This is a genomic window from Leisingera caerulea DSM 24564, assembly GCF_000473325.1.
GTDB lineage: Bacteria > Pseudomonadota > Alphaproteobacteria > Rhodobacterales > Rhodobacteraceae > Leisingera > Leisingera caerulea.
Window position 1 is genome coordinate 419,486 of the sequence record NZ_KI421514.1, and the last position, 16,014, is coordinate 435,499.

Genomic DNA, 16,014 nt, shown 5'->3' on the forward strand with positions numbered 1-16,014 from the left:
TCCACTCCCGCTCAGCACAATATCCGCGGATCAGGATAAGCGGGTCCGGAAAAACTTCAAGCCTAAAGTTTTAAGCTTGAAACAAATGGCCGCGAGAAAGGCTCACGGCACGGACCCGGCACCGCCTCAGACGTGGCAAATGCACCCCAGCCCCGCCCTGGGCGGGGCTACGGAGCAGGCCGCCGCGGCACGGGCTGCCGCGGATTACAGCCCCCGCAGGTACTCCATCACCGCCGGGCGCACCGCCTGGTCGCCGCGGTGGCGCGCATCCGAGATGATCTTGCGCAGCTCACCCAGATCCACCCGCAGCAGCAGCGATTTCACCGGCCCGATCGAGGCCGGGCGCATCGACAGCGTGCGGATGCCCATCGCGGCCAGGCACACCGCCTCGACCGGCCGCCCTGCATCCTCCCCGCAGAAGCTGAGCGGCGTGCCGGAGATCGCGCAGCGTTCGACAATCCGCTCGATAAAGCTCAGGAAGCTGACATTCAGCGTGTCATAGCGGCGGCGCACCCGCTCGTTCTCGCGGTCAGCCGCAAAGAAGAACTGCTTCAGGTCGTTGCCGCCGATCGAGATGAACGCCACCTCGTCAAAGAACTTCTGCGGCGCATAGGCCAGCGACGGCGTCTCCAGCATCGCGCCCACCTCCAGATCGGATGGCAGCACGTGGCCCAGAATACGCTCGCGCTCGATTGTCTTTTCTACCTCGGCCTTGGCGGCGCGGTATTCCTCGAACTGCGCCACAAAGGGGAACATGACCGACAGCGGCCGCCCCTCGGCGGCGCGCAGCAGCGCTTGCAGCTGCATCCGCATCACCCCGGGCTTGTCCAGCCCGACCCGGATCGCCCGCCAGCCCAGCGCCGGGTTCGGCTCATCCGTGGGCTTCATGTAAGGCAGCACCTTGTCGGAGCCGATGTCCAGCGTGCGGAACACCACCGGCTTGCCGTGGGCCGCGTCCAGAACCCGTTTGTACAAGGCCACCAGCTCCGAACGCTTCGGCATCTGGTTGCGCACCAGGAACTGCAGTTCGGTGCGGAACAGCCCCACCCCTTCGGCGCCAGAGCCGTCCAGCGACGGCAGGTCAGCCATCAGGCCCGCGTTCATCATCATGTTTATGCGCTGCCCGTCGGTTGTCACCGCGGACTTGTTGCGGATCGAGGCATAGCGCTCCTGCGCCTGGGTATGCATCGCGATCTTGTCGCGGAAGGCGCCGACGACGGTTTCGTCGGGGCGCAGATGCACCACGCCCTGATCGCCGTCCACCATGATGTGGTCGCCATTCAGCGCCTCGGTGGTGACGCGCTTGGCATTCACCACCAGCGGAATTGCCAGCGCCCGCGCAACAATGGCCGCGTGCGAGCCGACGGAGCCTTCCTCCAGCACGATCCCCCGCAAGGACCGGCCGTATTCCAGCAGATCGCCCGGGCCGATGTTGCGGGCAATGAGGATCGGGTTCTCCGGCAATTCAGCGCCTGTATCGGCGCCCTGGCCGGTCAGAATGCGCAGCAGCCGGTTCGACAGGTCGTCCAGATCGCTCAGCCGTTCGCGCAGGTATGCGTCCTGCACCTGACTCATCCGGGCGCGGGCCTGGGACTGCTCCTTCTCCACCGCCGCCTCAGCGCTCAGGCCGCGGGCGATGTCCTCTTCCATGCGCCGCATCCAGCCTTTGGAATTGGCGAACATCCTATAGGCCTCAAGGACCTGCAGCTGCTCCTTGTCGCCATTGCGGGAGACTTCCAGCATCTTGTCGACACCGACCCGCAGTTCCTCCACCGCGCCGTTCAGCCGCTCCAGCTCGCGCTGCGGATCATCGGCAATCGGATTAGTGACAATCACCCGCGGCTCGTGCAGCCAGACATTGCCTTCCGCCGCGCCCTCCTGGGCCGAGGTGCCGTGAATCAGCACCGCCTGCTGGTGCAGCGGAGACAGCGCCGCGCCCTCGCCAACAAAGGCGCCCAGCTCGGTCATCTCGGCGATCACCATTGCCACCACTTCCAGTGCGTAAACCGCGTCCGAGGAAAACTCGCGCGCCTCCTTGGACTGCACCACCAGCACGCCCAGCATCTCGCCCAGGCGCTGGATCGGCACCCCCAGGAAGGACGAGTACCGCTCCTCCCCGGTTTCCGGCATGTAGCGGAAGCCTTTGGCATTGGGCGCATCCGGCGTGTTCACCACTTTGCCAAACCGCGCCACCCGGCCCACCAGGCCCTCGCCGATGCGCATCCGGGTCTGGTGCACCGATTCGATGTTCAGGCCTTGAGTCGCGCACAACTCCAGCGTCTCATCATCGCGGAACAGATAGACTGAGCACACCTCTGTGCCCATGCTGTCGGCGATCAGATGGGTGATCTTGTCGAGCCGCGCCTGACCGGCATCATCACTCGCCATCGCCTCGCGCAAGCGGCCCAGAAGCTTCCTGCTTTCGGATTCCGTACTATCGGCCATTCTCACCCTCTCCCGAGGTCGTTTCCCCGCACGCTGCCGCCCAGATTGCTCTCCCGGAACGGATACCGCCCAGAGTAGTACGCCAGCGCTCTCTCCTCCACCCACTTGTCCCACCCCAGGATGAAAAGTCCAAGTGTTTTTACTGCATTGCCCGTATTCAGCGCAGCCCGCTCCGGCGTTGCGCAAAATACCGCACAGCGCGGCCCAGACACAACAAAGGCGCCGGAAGGGCGCCCTTGCAATTTACCGGATCTCTTTATCAGATCAGCGCTCAGCCGGCTTTCTGCAGCTCAAACGCGTCGTGCAGCGCCTGCACCGCCAGCTCCATGTACTTGCGGTCGATCAGCACCGAGATCTTGATTTCCGAGGTGGTGATCACCTTGATGTTGATGCCCTCATCCGACAGCACCTTGAACATCTTGGCCGCCACGCCCGACTGCGAGCGCATGCCGATGCCGACCACCGACACCTTGGCCACATCCCTGTCGGCCAGCAGCTCGGCATAGTTCAGCTCGCCCTTTTCCTTGATCGCCAGCAGCGCCTGTTCGGCGCGGGCAACCTGATCGGTCGGGCAGGAGAAGGTCATGTCGGTGCGGCCCTCTTCGGAGATGTCCTGCACGATCATGTCCACATTCACGCCCGCGTCGCTCAGCGTTGTAAAGATGGTGGCCGCGATGCCAGGGCGGTCGGCCACCGACTGCACGGTCAGCTTGGCTTCGTCACGGGAATAGGCCACACCGGCCACAACATTGGATTCCATGATTTCCTCCTCGTCGCAGACCAGGGTTCCGGCCTCGTCGGACTGTTCCTCAAAGCTCGACAGAACGCGCAGCTTCACCTTATAGCGCATTGCCAGTTCGACCGAGCGGGTTTGCAGCACCTTGGCCCCCAGCGAGGCCAGCTCCAGCATTTCTTCAAAGGCGATCTTGTCCAGCTTGCGCGCCTTGTCGCAAATCCGCGGATCGGTGGTATAGACGCCGTCCACGTCGGTGTAGATGTCGCAGCGCTCCGCCTCGAACGCGGCGGCAAACGCCACTGCGGTCGTGTCCGAACCGCCGCGGCCCAGGGTGGTGATACGGCCCTCGGGGCTGATGCCCTGGAAACCGGCCACAACCGCCACTTTCATGCCCTCGGCAAACTTGGCACGGATGTTTTCCGGCGGAATCTCCTCGATCCGGGCCTGGCTGTGCGCCGAATTGGTCTTGAGCGGCACCTGCCAGCCCTGCCAGCTGCGCGCCGGGACATCCATCTCCTGCAGCGTCAGCGCCATCAGGCCGGCGGTCACGTTCTCGCCCGAGGACACCACGGCGTCATATTCCCGCGCATCGTACAGCGGCGAGGTCTCATCGACCCAGCCCACCAGCTCGTTGGTCTTACCGGACATGGCAGAGACGATGACGATCACGTCATAGCCCTTGGCCACTTCAACGCCGACACGCTTGGCGGCGCGGCGGATGCGGTCCAGGTTGGCGACAGATGTGCCGCCGAATTTCATCACAAGTACGGGCATATGGAACGGGTCTCCCTGCGCTTGCGGGTTTCGGTCCCGTGCCTCATATGCGAGCGGCCCTGTAAGGGCAAGAGCGCGCAGCCCCATCCGGCAAGGAAGCTGCGGTTCCGCCAGCCCCTGCGGCGCGGCAAAGCGCCACAACAGGCGGTTTGCGCAATTTCTGCCAATCCGCGCGCTGTCAGCCGCGCCAGAACCGCACCGTCAGAATGGCGTAGACCGCCATCAGTTCCAGCCGCCCGATCAGCATTGCCGCGCTCAGGATCCATTTCGCCGGATCGTTGAGAGTGGAAAAATTGCCGGCCGGCCCGATTGTATCGCCCAGCCCGGGGCCGATGTTGGCCACTGCAGTGGCCGCGCCCGAGACTGCGGTGACAAAGTCCAGCCCCGTCAGCGCCAGCGCCCAGGCAACCACCCCCAATGTAACCACAAAGAACATGAAAAAGGAGATCACCGAGCTCAGCACCTCAGCGTTCACGGGACGCCCCTCATAACGGGTGATGAACACCCCGTGCGGCGAGCGGATGCGCTGGATCTGATTGCGTATCGAGGCAAACAACAGCTGGTAGCGGAAGATCTTGACTGAACAGGCGGTCGAGCCCGCGCAGCCGCCGATCAGCCCGGTGAAAAAGAAGATCATCACCAGAAAGCTGCCCCATTGCATGTAATCGGCGCTGGCATAACCGGTGCCCGACATGATCGAGGTGATATTGAACAGGGCCGAGCGCAGCGCCTCCTCGCCGCCATGCGGGCGCGCGTAGTACAGCACGCCTGCGGCAATCGCGACCAGCAGCCCCAGCGTCATCATGAAGCCCCGGATCTGGCTGTCGCGCAGCATCGGGGTGCCGTGGCCGTTGATCAGCTGCACATAGCGCACGAAGGGCAGCGCCGCCAGGATCATAAAGACAGAGGCGGCATATTCCACCGGCCCGGCAAAGGCCCCGAAGGACGCATCGTAATTGGCAAAGCCGCCGGTCGCGATGGTGGTCATCGAATGCACCAGCGCATCAAACGGCCCCATGCCCATCACCATGTAAACCAGCATGCAGGCCATCGTCAGCGACACGTAGATCAGCGAAATCTGCTTGGCGATCGCCTGCGCGCGCGGCAGGATTTTCCCAAAGGTGTCAAAGCTTTCCGATTTAAAGATCTGCATCCCCCCGACCCGAAGCTCGGGCAGGAACACCATCGCCACAACAATGATGCCGATCCCGCCGACCCATTGCAGGATGCCACGCCACAGCAGCAATCCGCGCGGCAGATCATCAAGTCCCGAGATCACCGTCGAGCCGGTTGTGGTCAGCCCCGACATCGCCTCGAAAAAAGCATCGACAAAACGCAGCTCGGTGGCCCCCAGCATCAGCGGCACCGCACCGAACAGCGGCAGCGCAAGCCAGACCATCGTGGTCAGAAGGAAGGTCTGGCGGATGCTCAGCCCCTCCTTCACCCCGTTGGCACAGCTCAGCGCCATCAGCCCGCCGACCAGAATGGTGAACACCGCGCTTTCCAGAAAAACATGCCACTCGCCGCGGCCGTCCAGCAGATCGACCAGCAGCGGGAACACCATCATGGCTCCCAAGATGACGACCAGCAGGCCGATGACATATCCAACCGGGCGGAGATCCAACATGCGGCGCAGCGTTGGCCCCCCGCGCGGTAAGTGTCAAGTGTGCGGCGCTATTCGCCGCTGCCTCTGGTGCCAGCAGCGTTGCGCTGCGGCATCTGCGGCGGCGAAGACGGCTTGCGCGGCCGCTTGGCAGAGCCGGACTGGGCTGCCTCCGCCTTGGCTGGTGCTTTCACCTCAGGCGGCTTAGCTCCCGCGGCTTTTGCCTCAGGCGCCCTTGCCTCAGGAGCCTTTGCCTCAGGCGCCTTTGCTTCCGGTGCCTTTGCTTCAGGTTTCTTTGCCTGAGGCGCCGCGGCCTTGGTCTCGGGTGCCTTCAACGCAGCAGCCTTGGCGTCCGGCGCTGCGGCCTTTGGCGCTTCGGCCTTGGCTGCGGGTTTCTCTGCCGCCTTGGCCGGCTGTTCCGGCGCGCTCTTGCGGGATGCGGAGGTGCGGAACACCGCGGGTGCCTCTTTCATCCCGGGTCCGGCAGCCGCCCCGCCTTGCTTGGCGGCCTGATTGCCGGCGGCGTCTTTGGCTGGCTGTGCCGCGGCAGTCTTGGCCTGCTCCGGCTTGGCCGCCGTATCTGCCGCCGCCGCACGGGCCGGGGCCTTTCGCGCGGCAGGCTTGCGGGTTGCAGGCTTCCGGGTTGCAGCCTTGCGGGCCGCCGGCTTTTTGGCTGCCGCCTTCCGGGCCGTCTTGGCAGCCGGCTTCTTGCCGGGCTGCGCCTTTGCGTCCGCGTCCGCCACGGCTTCCGTTCCGGCTGCCGCTAGCGGGGCCGTTTCCGCCTCCGCTCCGGCGTCAGCTTGGCCTTCCGGCACGGTCTCCGCCGCGGCCGGGTTTGCGCCCATCAGCCGCCGTTGCGCCTCAAGCATCGAATGCGCCATCCGCATCTGCTCAAAGGGGGTCTGCAACGCCGCCTCTGCCGCCTGGCGCCACAGCTTCAGCTGTATGCCGGCCGCAAACCCCGCCCATTCATGCGCCCGGGCCGTGAAACCGGCAAAGTGGTGAAAGCTCGTCATCTGGTACTCCTCAAGTCCTGCACTGGCCTTGCGCCGGGGCTGCATTGAGATGTCCGGGCAAGGATATCGGGGAGCGGACGCCGGATGCGCACCGGGCCGGGTCCAGCAGAATTCGGGCCGTCAATTGCAGACACCTGCGCACAAGCTCCCCTGCCCCCGGCAGGATAACCGGGGGATTCGCAGATCAGGCTAACATGCGTTTCTGCGCAGCGGCGTAAAAATTGCGGCAACGCAGAAAATGCCGCAGAGCAGGCTCGTTTCAGGCGGAAACCTGCCTGCAAATCAGGCAGGCGCGCGCGTGTCTCAGCCGTGATGGATCAGGGTCGAGAACAGTTTCGGGTCCAGGCTCATCGCCTTGAACAGCGGTCCTTGGGTCAGCACGCTGACCGCGTCATGGCTGTGCAGGCTTTCCTGGTGGCTGGCCACCACCCGGAAATCGCCGATCCGGGCATCCCCCTGCAGCGCCTCGCAAAACAGCCGCGCCGCATCCTCGACAAAGATCGGATTGGCGGCGTTCAGCTCGGCAAACGCCTGCTCGTCCTCGCGCTTGACCATCACCTGGGTCTCGGTCGGCACCGCCTTGCGGCACAGCTCGATCAGGTCCTCGAACCACAGGCACTGGCTGCCCGGCACAGACTGCACCGAAATCCGCGCGACAGAGCGCTGCGAATGCGGCGTCGCCAGCTGGCCGCGCGCCTGGCGGGCGTGCTCTGACAGCTCCAGCGAACACGGGCAGGTCGAGGAATAGACATAGTCCAGGTGCATGATCTTCTCACGCACCCCGTCATGGTCCACCAGCTCCAGCGCAAAATCGTAATACTGGTAACCGCTCAGGCCGGAGCGCAGGCTCTTGACCCGCGCCGGGAAGGAGAACCGCATCTGGATGCGCGCATCCGGGCTGTCCAGATCGCTCAGGTAATCATCCAGCGCGTTCGCCATCACCTCGAAACTGAAGGTCCGCTCCGCGTGCTTGTAGAAGGTGCGCATGATCCGGGACATGTTGATGCCCTTCTTGCCGGCGTCCAGGCTGACGGTGCCGGTCACGCTGGTTTCCAGCGTCAGATCGCCATCATCGCGGGTGTGGAACCGGATCGGCAGGCGGAAGTTGGAGATCCCCACATGCTGAATCTGCTCCTTGGCGCCGCGGATCAGGCTGGTAGGCCCGTTCTGCAGGTCGGGCAGCGTCGCGCGATAAGGCTCGTCCGACTTGAAATCCTCGGGGTAAATCCGCGACAGATCCGGATAATTCCCGACCTCACGGCCCGGCAGCAGCCGTGCCACAGCCGGGTCCAGCTCGGCAATCTCGGTCTCAGACGCAATGCCGGCCCAGGCCCGCAACACATCCAGCGCGGCGGCAGCGGCCTCGCGGTCCGGCGCCTCAGCAGCGTCGCGGTTATGAATGTTCATCGGCGTTTCCCCCAGTGATACGGCCCATATAAGGTCCGGCAGGCCACCCTCATATACTGTTACGCGGCAATTTTCAAAACGGATCCGCCATTTGCGGCAGAACCGGCGCCTTATCGGACCCCCAACGCCTCTGCAAGCGCCCTCAAGCGCCGCGAACGCGACTTGTAATGCGCAGTGACCAGCACATAAGGCCGCGCCATCTCCAGCGCCGGCCCCTCCAGCCGGTGCAGCCTGCCCGCGCGGAGTTCGCCGCCCACAACCTGCTCCGGCAGCAGCGCAATGCCCAGCCCCGCCTGCACCAGCGACACGACAGAGGGAACCGACTGCCCGATCGCCGCCGCCAGGCTGGGGCGCTCAATCCCATGCTGCGTAAAATACTGCCGCCAGCCCGGCACCGAGGAAATCGTCTCGCCCCAGGCAACCTCGACCAGCGGCGCACTGCGCACATCGGCCTGCGGATCCGCTCCGACCGGCACCAGCCGGTCCTTGAACAGTGCCTGCGTCCGGTGCTCCGGATGCTCGCCGCCATAGGCCAGCCGCGCATCAATACCCTCGGCTTCCAGGTCGATCCTGTCATCCTCGATCCGAAGCCGCACCGTCACGTCAGGCCGCGCCTGCGCAAACAGCTTCAGCCGCTCCGGCAGCCACAGCTGCGCCAATGCAGGCGTGGCAGAAATCACCAGCGGGCGGCTTTTGGCGCCTTCGGTCATCGCTTCGGTGAAACTGGCGATCTCCGCCAGCGATACCGCCGCCCGTTGGTAGTAATCCCGCCCCGCATCCGTCAGCCGCACCTGATTGGCGCGGCGGACAAACAGCTTCAGCGCCAGCCAGTCCTCCAGGTTCTTGACCTGCATCGACACCGCAGCAGAGCTCACCCCCAGCTCCGCCCCCGCAGCCGAAAAACTCCCGGTCCGGGCAGCGCATTCAAAGGCGCGCAGGGCGTTCAGGGGCGGCAGCTTCATGGCGGCACAGTGCAAGAAATGCTTATGCTCGCCAAGATATTTTATAGTGGTCAGATGTCCGCGCAGCGCGCAGGCTTTACAAAAGACCATCAAGATCCAAGGACCACCCCATGCACGATATTCTTGATCTCGACCGTTACCCGCTCGACCGCCCCGGCACCCCGGAATGGCAGGCGCTGGTGGACCGCTGCCGTGCTGAGCTGGCCGCCGACGGCATGTTCAGCCTGGAGGGGCTGATGAAGCCGGAGGTGGCCCAAGGCGCAGCCGACGCGCTGAAAGGCAAGTTCGAGACCGAAAGCTTCCACCACAAGCGCTGGCACAACATCTATTTCAAGGACCGCGTCGAGGGGCTGGCCTCGGACCACCCGGCCCTGCAGAAGGTGGAGACCTCGAACTTCACCCTGTGTGCCGACCAGTTCCCGGACTCGCCTGTGCTTCGGCTGTACGACTGGCCGCCCTTTGCCGAATTCCTCGCCGCCACAATGGACAAGCCCGCGCTTTACACCATGGACGACCCGCTGGCGCGGCTGAACATCATGTCCTACGGAGCCGATCAGGCGCTGAACTGGCATTTCGACCGTTCTGAATTCACCACCACCATGCTGCTGCAAGCGCCTGAGGAAGGCGGCGAGTTCATCTACAGCCCCGAGCTGCGCAGTGATGACGATCCGAATTACGCAGGCGTCGAACGGCTGCTGAAGGGTGAAGACCCCAACATGCGCTCGATCACCCTGGCGCCCGGCACGCTGAACATCTTCCGCGGCAAGAATTCACCCCACCGGGTCGGCACCGTCAAAGGCGGCAAGACCAGGGTGATCGCCGTCTTCACCTTCTACGAACGCCCGGGCGTGCGGTTCAGCGATGAGGAAAACATCGGCTTTTACGGCCGCGCCTCCTGAGCCGGCCCCCGCTGAAAGAAAAGAGGGGGCTGTCTGCCCCCTCTTGAGCCTCCGGCTCAATTCACCCCGAGGATATTTTCAGCCAGATGAATAAATGTTTTTCCGGCTGTAACGGGGTCAAGCCTGCGCGGCCTCCAGCGCCGCTGTCAGGTCGGCAATCAGATCGTCTGCGTCTTCCAGCCCCACCGAGAAGCGCACCAGGCCGGGTGTGATGCCCAGCTCGACCTTCAGGTCGTCGCTGAGGCGCTGGTGGGTGGTGGTGGCCGGGTGGGTGGCAATGGATTTGGCGTCGCCCAGGTTGTTGGAGATCACCGGGATGGTCATGGCGTTCAGGAACTTGAAAGCCGCCGCCTTGCCGCCCTTCAGGTCCAGCGACAAAACGGTGCCGCCCTTGCCGCCCAGCTGGGTCTGCACCAGCGCGTTTTGCGGATGGTCCTTGAGCCCCGGATAGATGGTTCGCGCCAGTGCCGGATGGCCGTTCAGGGCTTCGGCAATTTTCAGCGCGGTTTCGGCCTGGGCATTCACCCGCAGCGCCAGTGTTTCCAGCCCCTTCAGCATCACCCAGGCATTGAACGGGCTCAATGAGCCGCCGGTGTGCTTCATATAGGGTTCCAGCGTGCCGCGGATGTAGTCCTTGGTGCCCAGCACCACACCGCCCAGCGCCCGGCCCTGGCCGTCGATGTGCTTGGTCGCGGAGTAGATCACCACATCGGCGCCCTGTTCGATCGCGTTGGAAAACACCGGGGTCGAGAACACGTTGTCCACCACCACCGTGGCGCCCGCGGCATGGGCGATCTCAGCCACGCCCGCGATGTCGATCACCTCCAGCGTCGGGTTCGACATGCTCTCAAAGAACACCGCCTTGGTGTCCGGGCGCACCGCCTGCCGCCAGGCTTCCAGATCGGTGCCGTCGATGAACGTCACCTCAACCCCGAAGCGGCCCAGCACATCCGCCAGGATATAGTTGCAGGAGCCGAACAGCGCCTTGGCCGACACGATGTGGTCGCCCGCCTTGACCAGCGAGGTCAGCGCGCCATTCACAGCCGCCATGCCGGAGGCGGTGGCAAAGGCATCCTCTGCCCCTTCCAGCGCCGCGATACGCTTTTCGAACATGTCGACGGTCGGGTTGCCGTAACGGGCATAGATGAATTCATCCGGGCCGGTCTCGATGAACCGCGCCTCGGCCTGCTCGGCGCTGTCGTAGACAAAGCCCTGGGTCAGGAAGATCGCCTCGCTCACCTCGTTGTACTGGCTGCGGCGGGTGCCGCCATGAACCAGCTTGGTGCGGCTGTTCCAGTTGTCGCTCATCTTCTGTCTCCTCGCGCCTATAGCGCACAAAAAAACCCCCGATCGGCCAAGCGAAAGGGGGTCCTTCACGTCCTGACCTCTTTAGCGGGATTGTTTAACGTGGCCCGCAATCCGGTAACAAATCGCCCACGCTTGAGGCAAGAAACCTCAATAATTCAGAAGCTTGGGCGGCAAACCTTTGATTTTACTTGACCGCCTTCGCCAGTTTTCGCCCGTTATTTTCTTGCTTTTCTGATCATTTGCCAACCATGTTATGCCCCGAAGGCATACCGCAACACTCAGGGCATACCAAGGATCGAAGGGGCAATATGGGTACGATCGCAGAACGCAAGCTTTCAGACGGACGCACCGCCTATAAGGCCCAAATCATTATCAAACGCAAGGGCGAACCAACGCACAGAGAATCCCGCCAATTCCCCAGGCGCTCAACCGCCAAAGCTTGGATGGAGCGGCGTGAGAAAGAGCTTCGCGCCCCGGGCGGACTCGAAAAGGCCCGCGGGAAACGCAAGACACTCGCCGACGCGATCAACCAATACATCGACGATCACAAGAAGACCTACGGCCGGTCAAAGGCACAGGTGCTGAACCGGCTTAAGGAAATGCCGATAGCGGAAAAGCCCTGCGACGAAATCACCAGCCAGCACATTGTCGACCTGGCCCGCGAAATCGGGGAAGGCCGAGCCAGTTCCACAGTCGGCAATTACCTGTCACACCTCGCCCCCGTCTTTAGAATGGCACGTCCCGCCTGGCAGATCGACCTCGACCCGGCTGCCATCAATGATGCCCTGATCGTGTGTAAGCGGCTGGGCCTGATTTCCAAGTCAAACAGGCGCGACCGCCGGCCGACTATGGACGAGCTCGAAAAGCTCATGACGCACTACCAAGACAGCGCCGCGCGCGGGCACATGCCTATGAACAAGATCATCCCTTTCGCGATTTTCTCGACCAGGCGGCAAGACGAAATCGTCCGGATAAAATGGCAGGATCTCGACCAGGAGCATAGTCGTGTGCTGGTCAGGGATATGAAGAACCCCGGCGAGAAAATCGGGAATGATGTTTGGTGCGAGCTGCCACCAGAGGCAGTGCGCATCATCGAGACAATGCCCGACACCGGCCCGGAAGAACCCATCTTCCGGCACCGCGCGAACAACATTTCGGCGTCATTCATCAGAACATGCGCCCTGCTGGGGATAGATGATCTGCGGTTTCACGATCTACGGCATGAGGGCGTGAGCCGCCTGTTCGAAATGGGAAAGACCATCCCTCAGGTAGCCAGCGTATCTGGCCACCGGAGCTGGCAGAGCCTGCAGAGGTACAGCCATATCCGCGCCACCGGTGACCGGTTCGAAGGCTGGCCATGGCTCGCCCGTATCGCACCAGCCAAGGAAGCGGACGCAGATGAAGGCTAAAGACTACCCGCTGCCAATGGTCGAAATTTCCTGCGATTACTGCTGCAGGTACAGAAAGTACCGAAAGAGCAGGTTCACCGACCTAGTAGGAGGCGACACAGAGCTGCCGCAAGCGCTTTCAGTTATTGCCGCAGACTGTCCTGAGGATCGCGTCTCGCCAGATAACATGCGGGAGCGTTGCCGCCCCTTCTACGCGCAGAACTGGTGGGGCGCAGCCGATAAGGCAACCAAATAAGCCCAACCGATCACTGGGCTGCAGAAGCTCCCAGCCCCCCCCCAGCTCGAACGGCGCTTCCCGGGCGGAAGCCCGGTACGCAAGCTACAAACTTGCGTGGTTTGGACAAAATATTACACACTTCTGTTTACTTGATTACACACTTATGTGTAATATATACCTATGAACAGCAAAGAACTGGAGAAGCTACTCAAGCGCCACGGATGCACCTTCGAAACGCATAAGGGCGGAAGTGGACACAAGACGGTAAAGCTAGGCGACAAAACTTCACAGTTGCCCATGCACGGCTCAAGAAAAGAACTCGGAACCGGCCTTGTTAACAAGATACTCAAAGACCTCGGCCTTAAATAGGCCGGGGTTACCAGCCACGGAGGGCTACATGTTTTACCCGATTGATCTGACCCCAGACGACAACGACACCTTTCTGGTGACCTGCCCCGATTTGCCAGAGGTTACATCCTTCGGGGCCAGCGAGGAGGAAGCCATAGCGAATGGCCGGAATGCGATTCTGGAAGCCATTGCTGCCCGGATGGACGCGTTTCAGGAAATTCCCCCACCCTCCGCCGGCGGCGGCGCCTCTATCCCTCTGACCCTCAGTATCAAGCTGCAGCTCTATTGGGCGCTCAACGCGGCAGGAATGACACGCGCAGACCTTCAACGGGCAACTGGTTGGTCGCGCACAAAGGTTGACCGGCTGTTTGATCCGAACCACGAAAGCAAACTGACCCAGGTCGAGGAAGCTTTCGAAGCTCTAGGAATGCACGTCGAGATTACTGCAGAGGCCGCCTGAAGCCAAAGGCCCCGGCGATTTGCCGGGGCCCTGCTCTCCTTATCTGGAGTTTCTCCAGTTCAGCCCTACTCTTCCACTATCCCAACTAACCGGGGTGGGATAGAGCGGCCCGCAACACCGTCTACGGCGGTAAATTTGCCCGGCGGGTCGCTCGCTTGGCTTCCGCTCTCCTTTTCTGGATCTGCTACTCGACCAGGTTCGCTGAATAAAAGCCATCGCCACTGTCAACTTGAACCGGCAAGCCAAATCCGGCGCGATCCAACACTGCAGAGCGCTGCCTACTTCCACGCCGAAGTGAAGCGCTTAAGATCTCTTGCGGTTTCAATGATATGCAGGCCAAGCGCTGGAGAACTTGAAGAATTTCCCCTTCACTCAGGTTCCCAGGCATCTCCCCCACGCTCTTCTCTGAAGTTCCATCCCAGTGTCTTATTTCCCATTTTGCCATGAGCCGCTGCTCCTTAACTGGACAATTTTAGGTGTAGCCCTAGCTCCCCTACCATCCCGCAACTTACCGAGGGGTGGGGCAGAGCGGCCTGCACAACCTGATATAGTTCTTTCGCAGGCCGCTCGACGATCTGGTCAGCTAGCTCTGAACCCAGTCTTGCACCTTGTAGTCATAGCGCCACTCCTGAGTGGGGGTAGGCAAGGTGGCACCGTGGCCGATAGCAACAATGCGGCACGAAGACTTCTTGCAAATCTCCTCATCGGCATATGCCATAGCCTCGGCAAGCGTTTTGCAACCTTTCGCAACAAGAGCGCCCTCAACAAACAATTGGTAAATCAACGGCTTCCCTCCTTAGCTTGATTCACTCTTTAGATGGTGCACAGTCAGATGCGCTGCGCAATTTGGGCATTCGAACACTTCACCCTCGGCCGGCACATCGCTCAGCTCGAAATCCATATCTATAGAACACACAGGGCACTCGAATTCCGCCCAAGCCTCACTGGCGTTGCTGAAAAAATGGAACACTCCCCCCCCCTTTACTGAACCTCGGCCAGCCCAAGTTGATCAACATTCAGCCAGCGCTACCTACAGTAAGCCTCATGGCGACATGGGGCTGCAACCCGCGAGTTAACCAATTGGGGGATTGATTGGTCCTGCGGGTTGCACACTCCTTTTTTTTGGACGGCTGGAGCACCCAGCACTAGAAATCCGTTGTGAGGACCCGCAGGCGCCCGTCACTACCAAACATCCCAGCGTCGTATTTTTCCTCAGCCTTTGACTGCACAGCGTGTAGCCCGTGGTCCTCGATAGCTTCGCTGGAGGTCACAACGACTACGCGCTTGTCTCCATCAAATGCTTCAAGAAGCATCTCAAACCCCTGAGAGCTTCCCTGCTCACCCGAAAAAGTAAGCGGCATAATACCATTCTCCTATTTCAGACAGCCCCATCTTGAGCGGTCGTTTCGAAAATTCCCCGTGAAAGGCGAGAAATCGCCCTACCATCAACTTGCCCCTAGCCGACAGGGGCAGCGGCCCGCGCGTAACTAGTGCGTGTTTTACCACCTTCGCGGGCCGCACTCCTATTTGGAATTCACCAACTTTGGGCCCTGGCGAAGTTCCGCCGCGGCCGCATCAGCGCGCGCGGCGGCATCCAGTGGGCAAAACGGAAAATCGTCTCCTCCAGCCTCAGCGACGCTCCGGAAAGCTACAGCCAGGCGTTCGCACACCACACGGAATTGCCGTCTGTCTCGAGCATCCATTGCCTGGCTCCCTTGCAGGCTATGCAGCCAGGGGCGGCAACGACCGCAAAGCCTTGGCCATATCGAGGTAGCCGTCATATCCGTATTCTGCATGCATCTGCTCATACCAAGTTGCCCAAGGCTCCCTGCGGCCCTCGTCAAACACGTCGAACCAAGACCCCTTTCGCACGCTCACCTGCCCGTCGGCCAGCCGCACAACTTCAATCCTGTTGGCACTCATACCTCGCTCCTATTTGGACTCCTGTTTCGCCGCACGCTGCATTTCGGTCCAGCGATCGACGGCATCGTTAATGTGTTTGAATGGCGGCGTTTTCGTCCAGCAGTAATTGCACACGATCCGAACCCCAGTTTTCGTCGGCTCCGGCGTTACTGGGCCGCCCTGATCACAGTGCTGGCAATTGGCAACACGGTCCATGCGCGCACCATGAGCGACGAACTGTTCGTTGATCAGATCCCGTGACGCCATATCGCCTTGCTCCTTACTTGGACTGACTGAACACCGCCTCAAGCTGGCGGCGCGTGTATTCATCTTTCGCTTCAACCTCAGCCTTTAGCTTCGCGAGCATCGCCAGAAACCCGGCACTTGGCACATACCGCGCCCGCGGCGCCACGTCAGGACAGGACATGGGGCGGAACCCAAACGCGCTGCGGACCGAAACCTACGGTGAGGAATTCGGCCTCTGGCCACTCTGACACTTCGGGGTTGCCGCCTTCAGTGTATCGGGTG

At 62.0% G+C, this 16,014-nt stretch carries 16 protein-coding genes and 1 riboswitch; of the genes, 4 read left to right on the plus strand and 12 right to left on the minus strand.

Annotated elements, in window-relative coordinates:
- Positions 1–204 precede the first annotated feature (204 nt).
- The 6 genes from ptsP to CAER_RS28575 form a co-directional block, all read right to left on the minus strand.
- Positions 205–2,445: a phosphoenolpyruvate--protein phosphotransferase gene (gene ptsP / locus CAER_RS0126640; protein WP_027238234.1), complete on the minus strand. Its 2,241-nt coding sequence runs from the start codon at positions 2,443–2,445 to the stop codon at positions 205–207.
- 271 nt (positions 2,446–2,716) lie between these two features.
- Entirely contained in the window at positions 2,717–3,955 is a 1,239-nt protein-coding gene (locus CAER_RS0126645; protein ID WP_027238235.1) for an aspartate kinase, read from the minus strand.
- Positions 3,956–4,133: 178 nt separating this feature from the next.
- Complete coding sequence (locus tag CAER_RS0126650; protein ID WP_027238236.1) at positions 4,134–5,582, minus strand: TrkH family potassium uptake protein; 1,449 nt, start codon at positions 5,580–5,582, stop codon at positions 4,134–4,136.
- Positions 5,583–5,629: 47 nt separating this feature from the next.
- Positions 5,630–6,574, minus strand: coding sequence for a hypothetical protein (locus tag CAER_RS29010; protein ID WP_051357896.1), 945 nt, complete (start codon positions 6,572–6,574; stop codon positions 5,630–5,632).
- Between the two features lie 303 nt (positions 6,575–6,877).
- Entirely contained in the window at positions 6,878–7,981 is a 1,104-nt protein-coding gene (gene folE2 / locus CAER_RS0126660) for a GTP cyclohydrolase FolE2 (RefSeq protein WP_027238237.1), read from the minus strand.
- Positions 7,982–8,091: 110 nt separating this feature from the next.
- A complete protein-coding gene (locus CAER_RS28575) occupies positions 8,092–8,943 on the minus strand; it encodes a LysR substrate-binding domain-containing protein (RefSeq protein WP_161631112.1) in 852 nt (283 codons plus the stop codon).
- Between the two features lie 110 nt (positions 8,944–9,053).
- Between CAER_RS28575 and CAER_RS0126670 the strand changes: the two genes are divergently transcribed.
- Positions 9,054–9,842, plus strand: coding sequence for a HalD/BesD family halogenase (locus CAER_RS0126670; protein WP_027238238.1), 789 nt, complete (start codon positions 9,054–9,056; stop codon positions 9,840–9,842).
- Positions 9,843–9,959: 117 nt separating this feature from the next.
- Here the strand turns inward: CAER_RS0126670 and metZ are convergent, their stop codons facing one another.
- Entirely contained in the window at positions 9,960–11,150 is a 1,191-nt protein-coding gene (metZ, locus tag CAER_RS0126675; protein WP_027238239.1) for an O-succinylhomoserine sulfhydrylase, read from the minus strand.
- Positions 11,151–11,210: 60 nt separating this feature from the next.
- Positions 11,211–11,290: riboswitch (SAM riboswitch) on the minus strand.
- 48 nt (positions 11,291–11,338) lie between these two features.
- Here metZ and CAER_RS0126680 point away from each other — a divergent pair.
- From CAER_RS0126680 to CAER_RS0126685, 3 genes are all read left to right on the plus strand, one after another.
- Entirely contained in the window at positions 11,339–12,559 is a 1,221-nt protein-coding gene (locus CAER_RS0126680; RefSeq protein ID WP_245597429.1) for a tyrosine-type recombinase/integrase, read from the plus strand.
- A 397-nt stretch (positions 12,560–12,956) separates the two neighbouring features.
- Positions 12,957–13,145, plus strand: a complete 189-nt coding sequence (locus tag CAER_RS30815; protein ID WP_084299662.1) for a type II toxin-antitoxin system HicA family toxin — start codon at positions 12,957–12,959, stop codon at positions 13,143–13,145.
- 28 nt (positions 13,146–13,173) lie between these two features.
- Positions 13,174–13,584: a type II toxin-antitoxin system HicB family antitoxin gene (locus tag CAER_RS0126685; protein ID WP_027238241.1), complete on the plus strand. Its 411-nt coding sequence runs from the start codon at positions 13,174–13,176 to the stop codon at positions 13,582–13,584.
- 583 nt (positions 13,585–14,167) lie between these two features.
- On the opposite strand, the gene CAER_RS0126690 is transcribed toward CAER_RS0126685, so the two are convergent.
- The 5 genes from CAER_RS0126690 to CAER_RS0126705 all read right to left on the minus strand — a co-directional run bounded on the left by CAER_RS0126690 (position 14,168) and on the right by CAER_RS0126705 (position 15,753).
- Entirely contained in the window at positions 14,168–14,368 is a 201-nt protein-coding gene (locus CAER_RS0126690; protein ID WP_027238242.1) for a hypothetical protein, read from the minus strand.
- A gap of 12 nt (positions 14,369–14,380) precedes the next feature.
- Complete coding sequence (locus CAER_RS30855; protein WP_457911920.1) at positions 14,381–14,554, minus strand: DUF7836 family putative zinc-binding protein; 174 nt, start codon at positions 14,552–14,554, stop codon at positions 14,381–14,383.
- Between the two features lie 175 nt (positions 14,555–14,729).
- Positions 14,730–14,945 carry a hypothetical protein gene (locus tag CAER_RS0126695; protein ID WP_027238243.1) on the minus strand — a complete coding sequence of 72 codons (216 nt, stop codon included), beginning with the start codon at positions 14,943–14,945 and terminating at the stop codon, positions 14,730–14,732.
- Between the two features lie 361 nt (positions 14,946–15,306).
- Entirely contained in the window at positions 15,307–15,507 is a 201-nt protein-coding gene (locus CAER_RS0126700; RefSeq protein WP_027238244.1) for a hypothetical protein, read from the minus strand.
- A gap of 9 nt (positions 15,508–15,516) precedes the next feature.
- A complete protein-coding gene (locus CAER_RS0126705) occupies positions 15,517–15,753 on the minus strand; it encodes a hypothetical protein (RefSeq protein WP_027238245.1) in 237 nt (78 codons plus the stop codon).
- Between the last annotated feature and the right edge of the window lie 261 nt (positions 15,754–16,014).

Excerpts from the sequence above, each read along its gene's own strand:
- ptsP (WP_027238234.1), bottom strand. The coding sequence starts at position 2,445 with ATGGCCGATAGTACGGAATCCGAAAGCAGGAAGCTTCTGGGCCGCTTG.
- CAER_RS0126645 (WP_027238235.1), bottom strand. The coding sequence starts at position 3,955 with ATGCCCGTACTTGTGATGAAATTCGGCGGCACATCTGTCGCCAACCTG.
- CAER_RS0126650 (WP_027238236.1), bottom strand. The coding sequence starts at position 5,582 with ATGTTGGATCTCCGCCCGGTTGGATATGTCATCGGCCTGCTGGTCGTC.
- CAER_RS29010 (WP_051357896.1), bottom strand. The coding sequence starts at position 6,574 with ATGACGAGCTTTCACCACTTTGCCGGTTTCACGGCCCGGGCGCATGAA.
- folE2 (WP_027238237.1), bottom strand. The coding sequence starts at position 7,981 with ATGAACATTCATAACCGCGACGCTGCTGAGGCGCCGGACCGCGAGGCC.
- CAER_RS28575 (WP_161631112.1), bottom strand. The coding sequence starts at position 8,943 with ATGAAGCTGCCGCCCCTGAACGCCCTGCGCGCCTTTGAATGCGCTGCC.
- CAER_RS0126670 (WP_027238238.1), top strand. The coding sequence starts at position 9,054 with ATGCACGATATTCTTGATCTCGACCGTTACCCGCTCGACCGCCCCGGC.
- metZ (WP_027238239.1), bottom strand. The coding sequence starts at position 11,150 with ATGAGCGACAACTGGAACAGCCGCACCAAGCTGGTTCATGGCGGCACC.
- CAER_RS30815 (WP_084299662.1), top strand. The coding sequence starts at position 12,957 with ATGAACAGCAAAGAACTGGAGAAGCTACTCAAGCGCCACGGATGCACC.
- CAER_RS0126685 (WP_027238241.1), top strand. The coding sequence starts at position 13,174 with ATGTTTTACCCGATTGATCTGACCCCAGACGACAACGACACCTTTCTG.
- CAER_RS0126695 (WP_027238243.1), bottom strand. The coding sequence starts at position 14,945 with ATGCCGCTTACTTTTTCGGGTGAGCAGGGAAGCTCTCAGGGGTTTGAG.
- CAER_RS0126700 (WP_027238244.1), bottom strand. The coding sequence starts at position 15,507 with ATGAGTGCCAACAGGATTGAAGTTGTGCGGCTGGCCGACGGGCAGGTG.
- CAER_RS0126705 (WP_027238245.1), bottom strand. The coding sequence starts at position 15,753 with ATGGCGTCACGGGATCTGATCAACGAACAGTTCGTCGCTCATGGTGCG.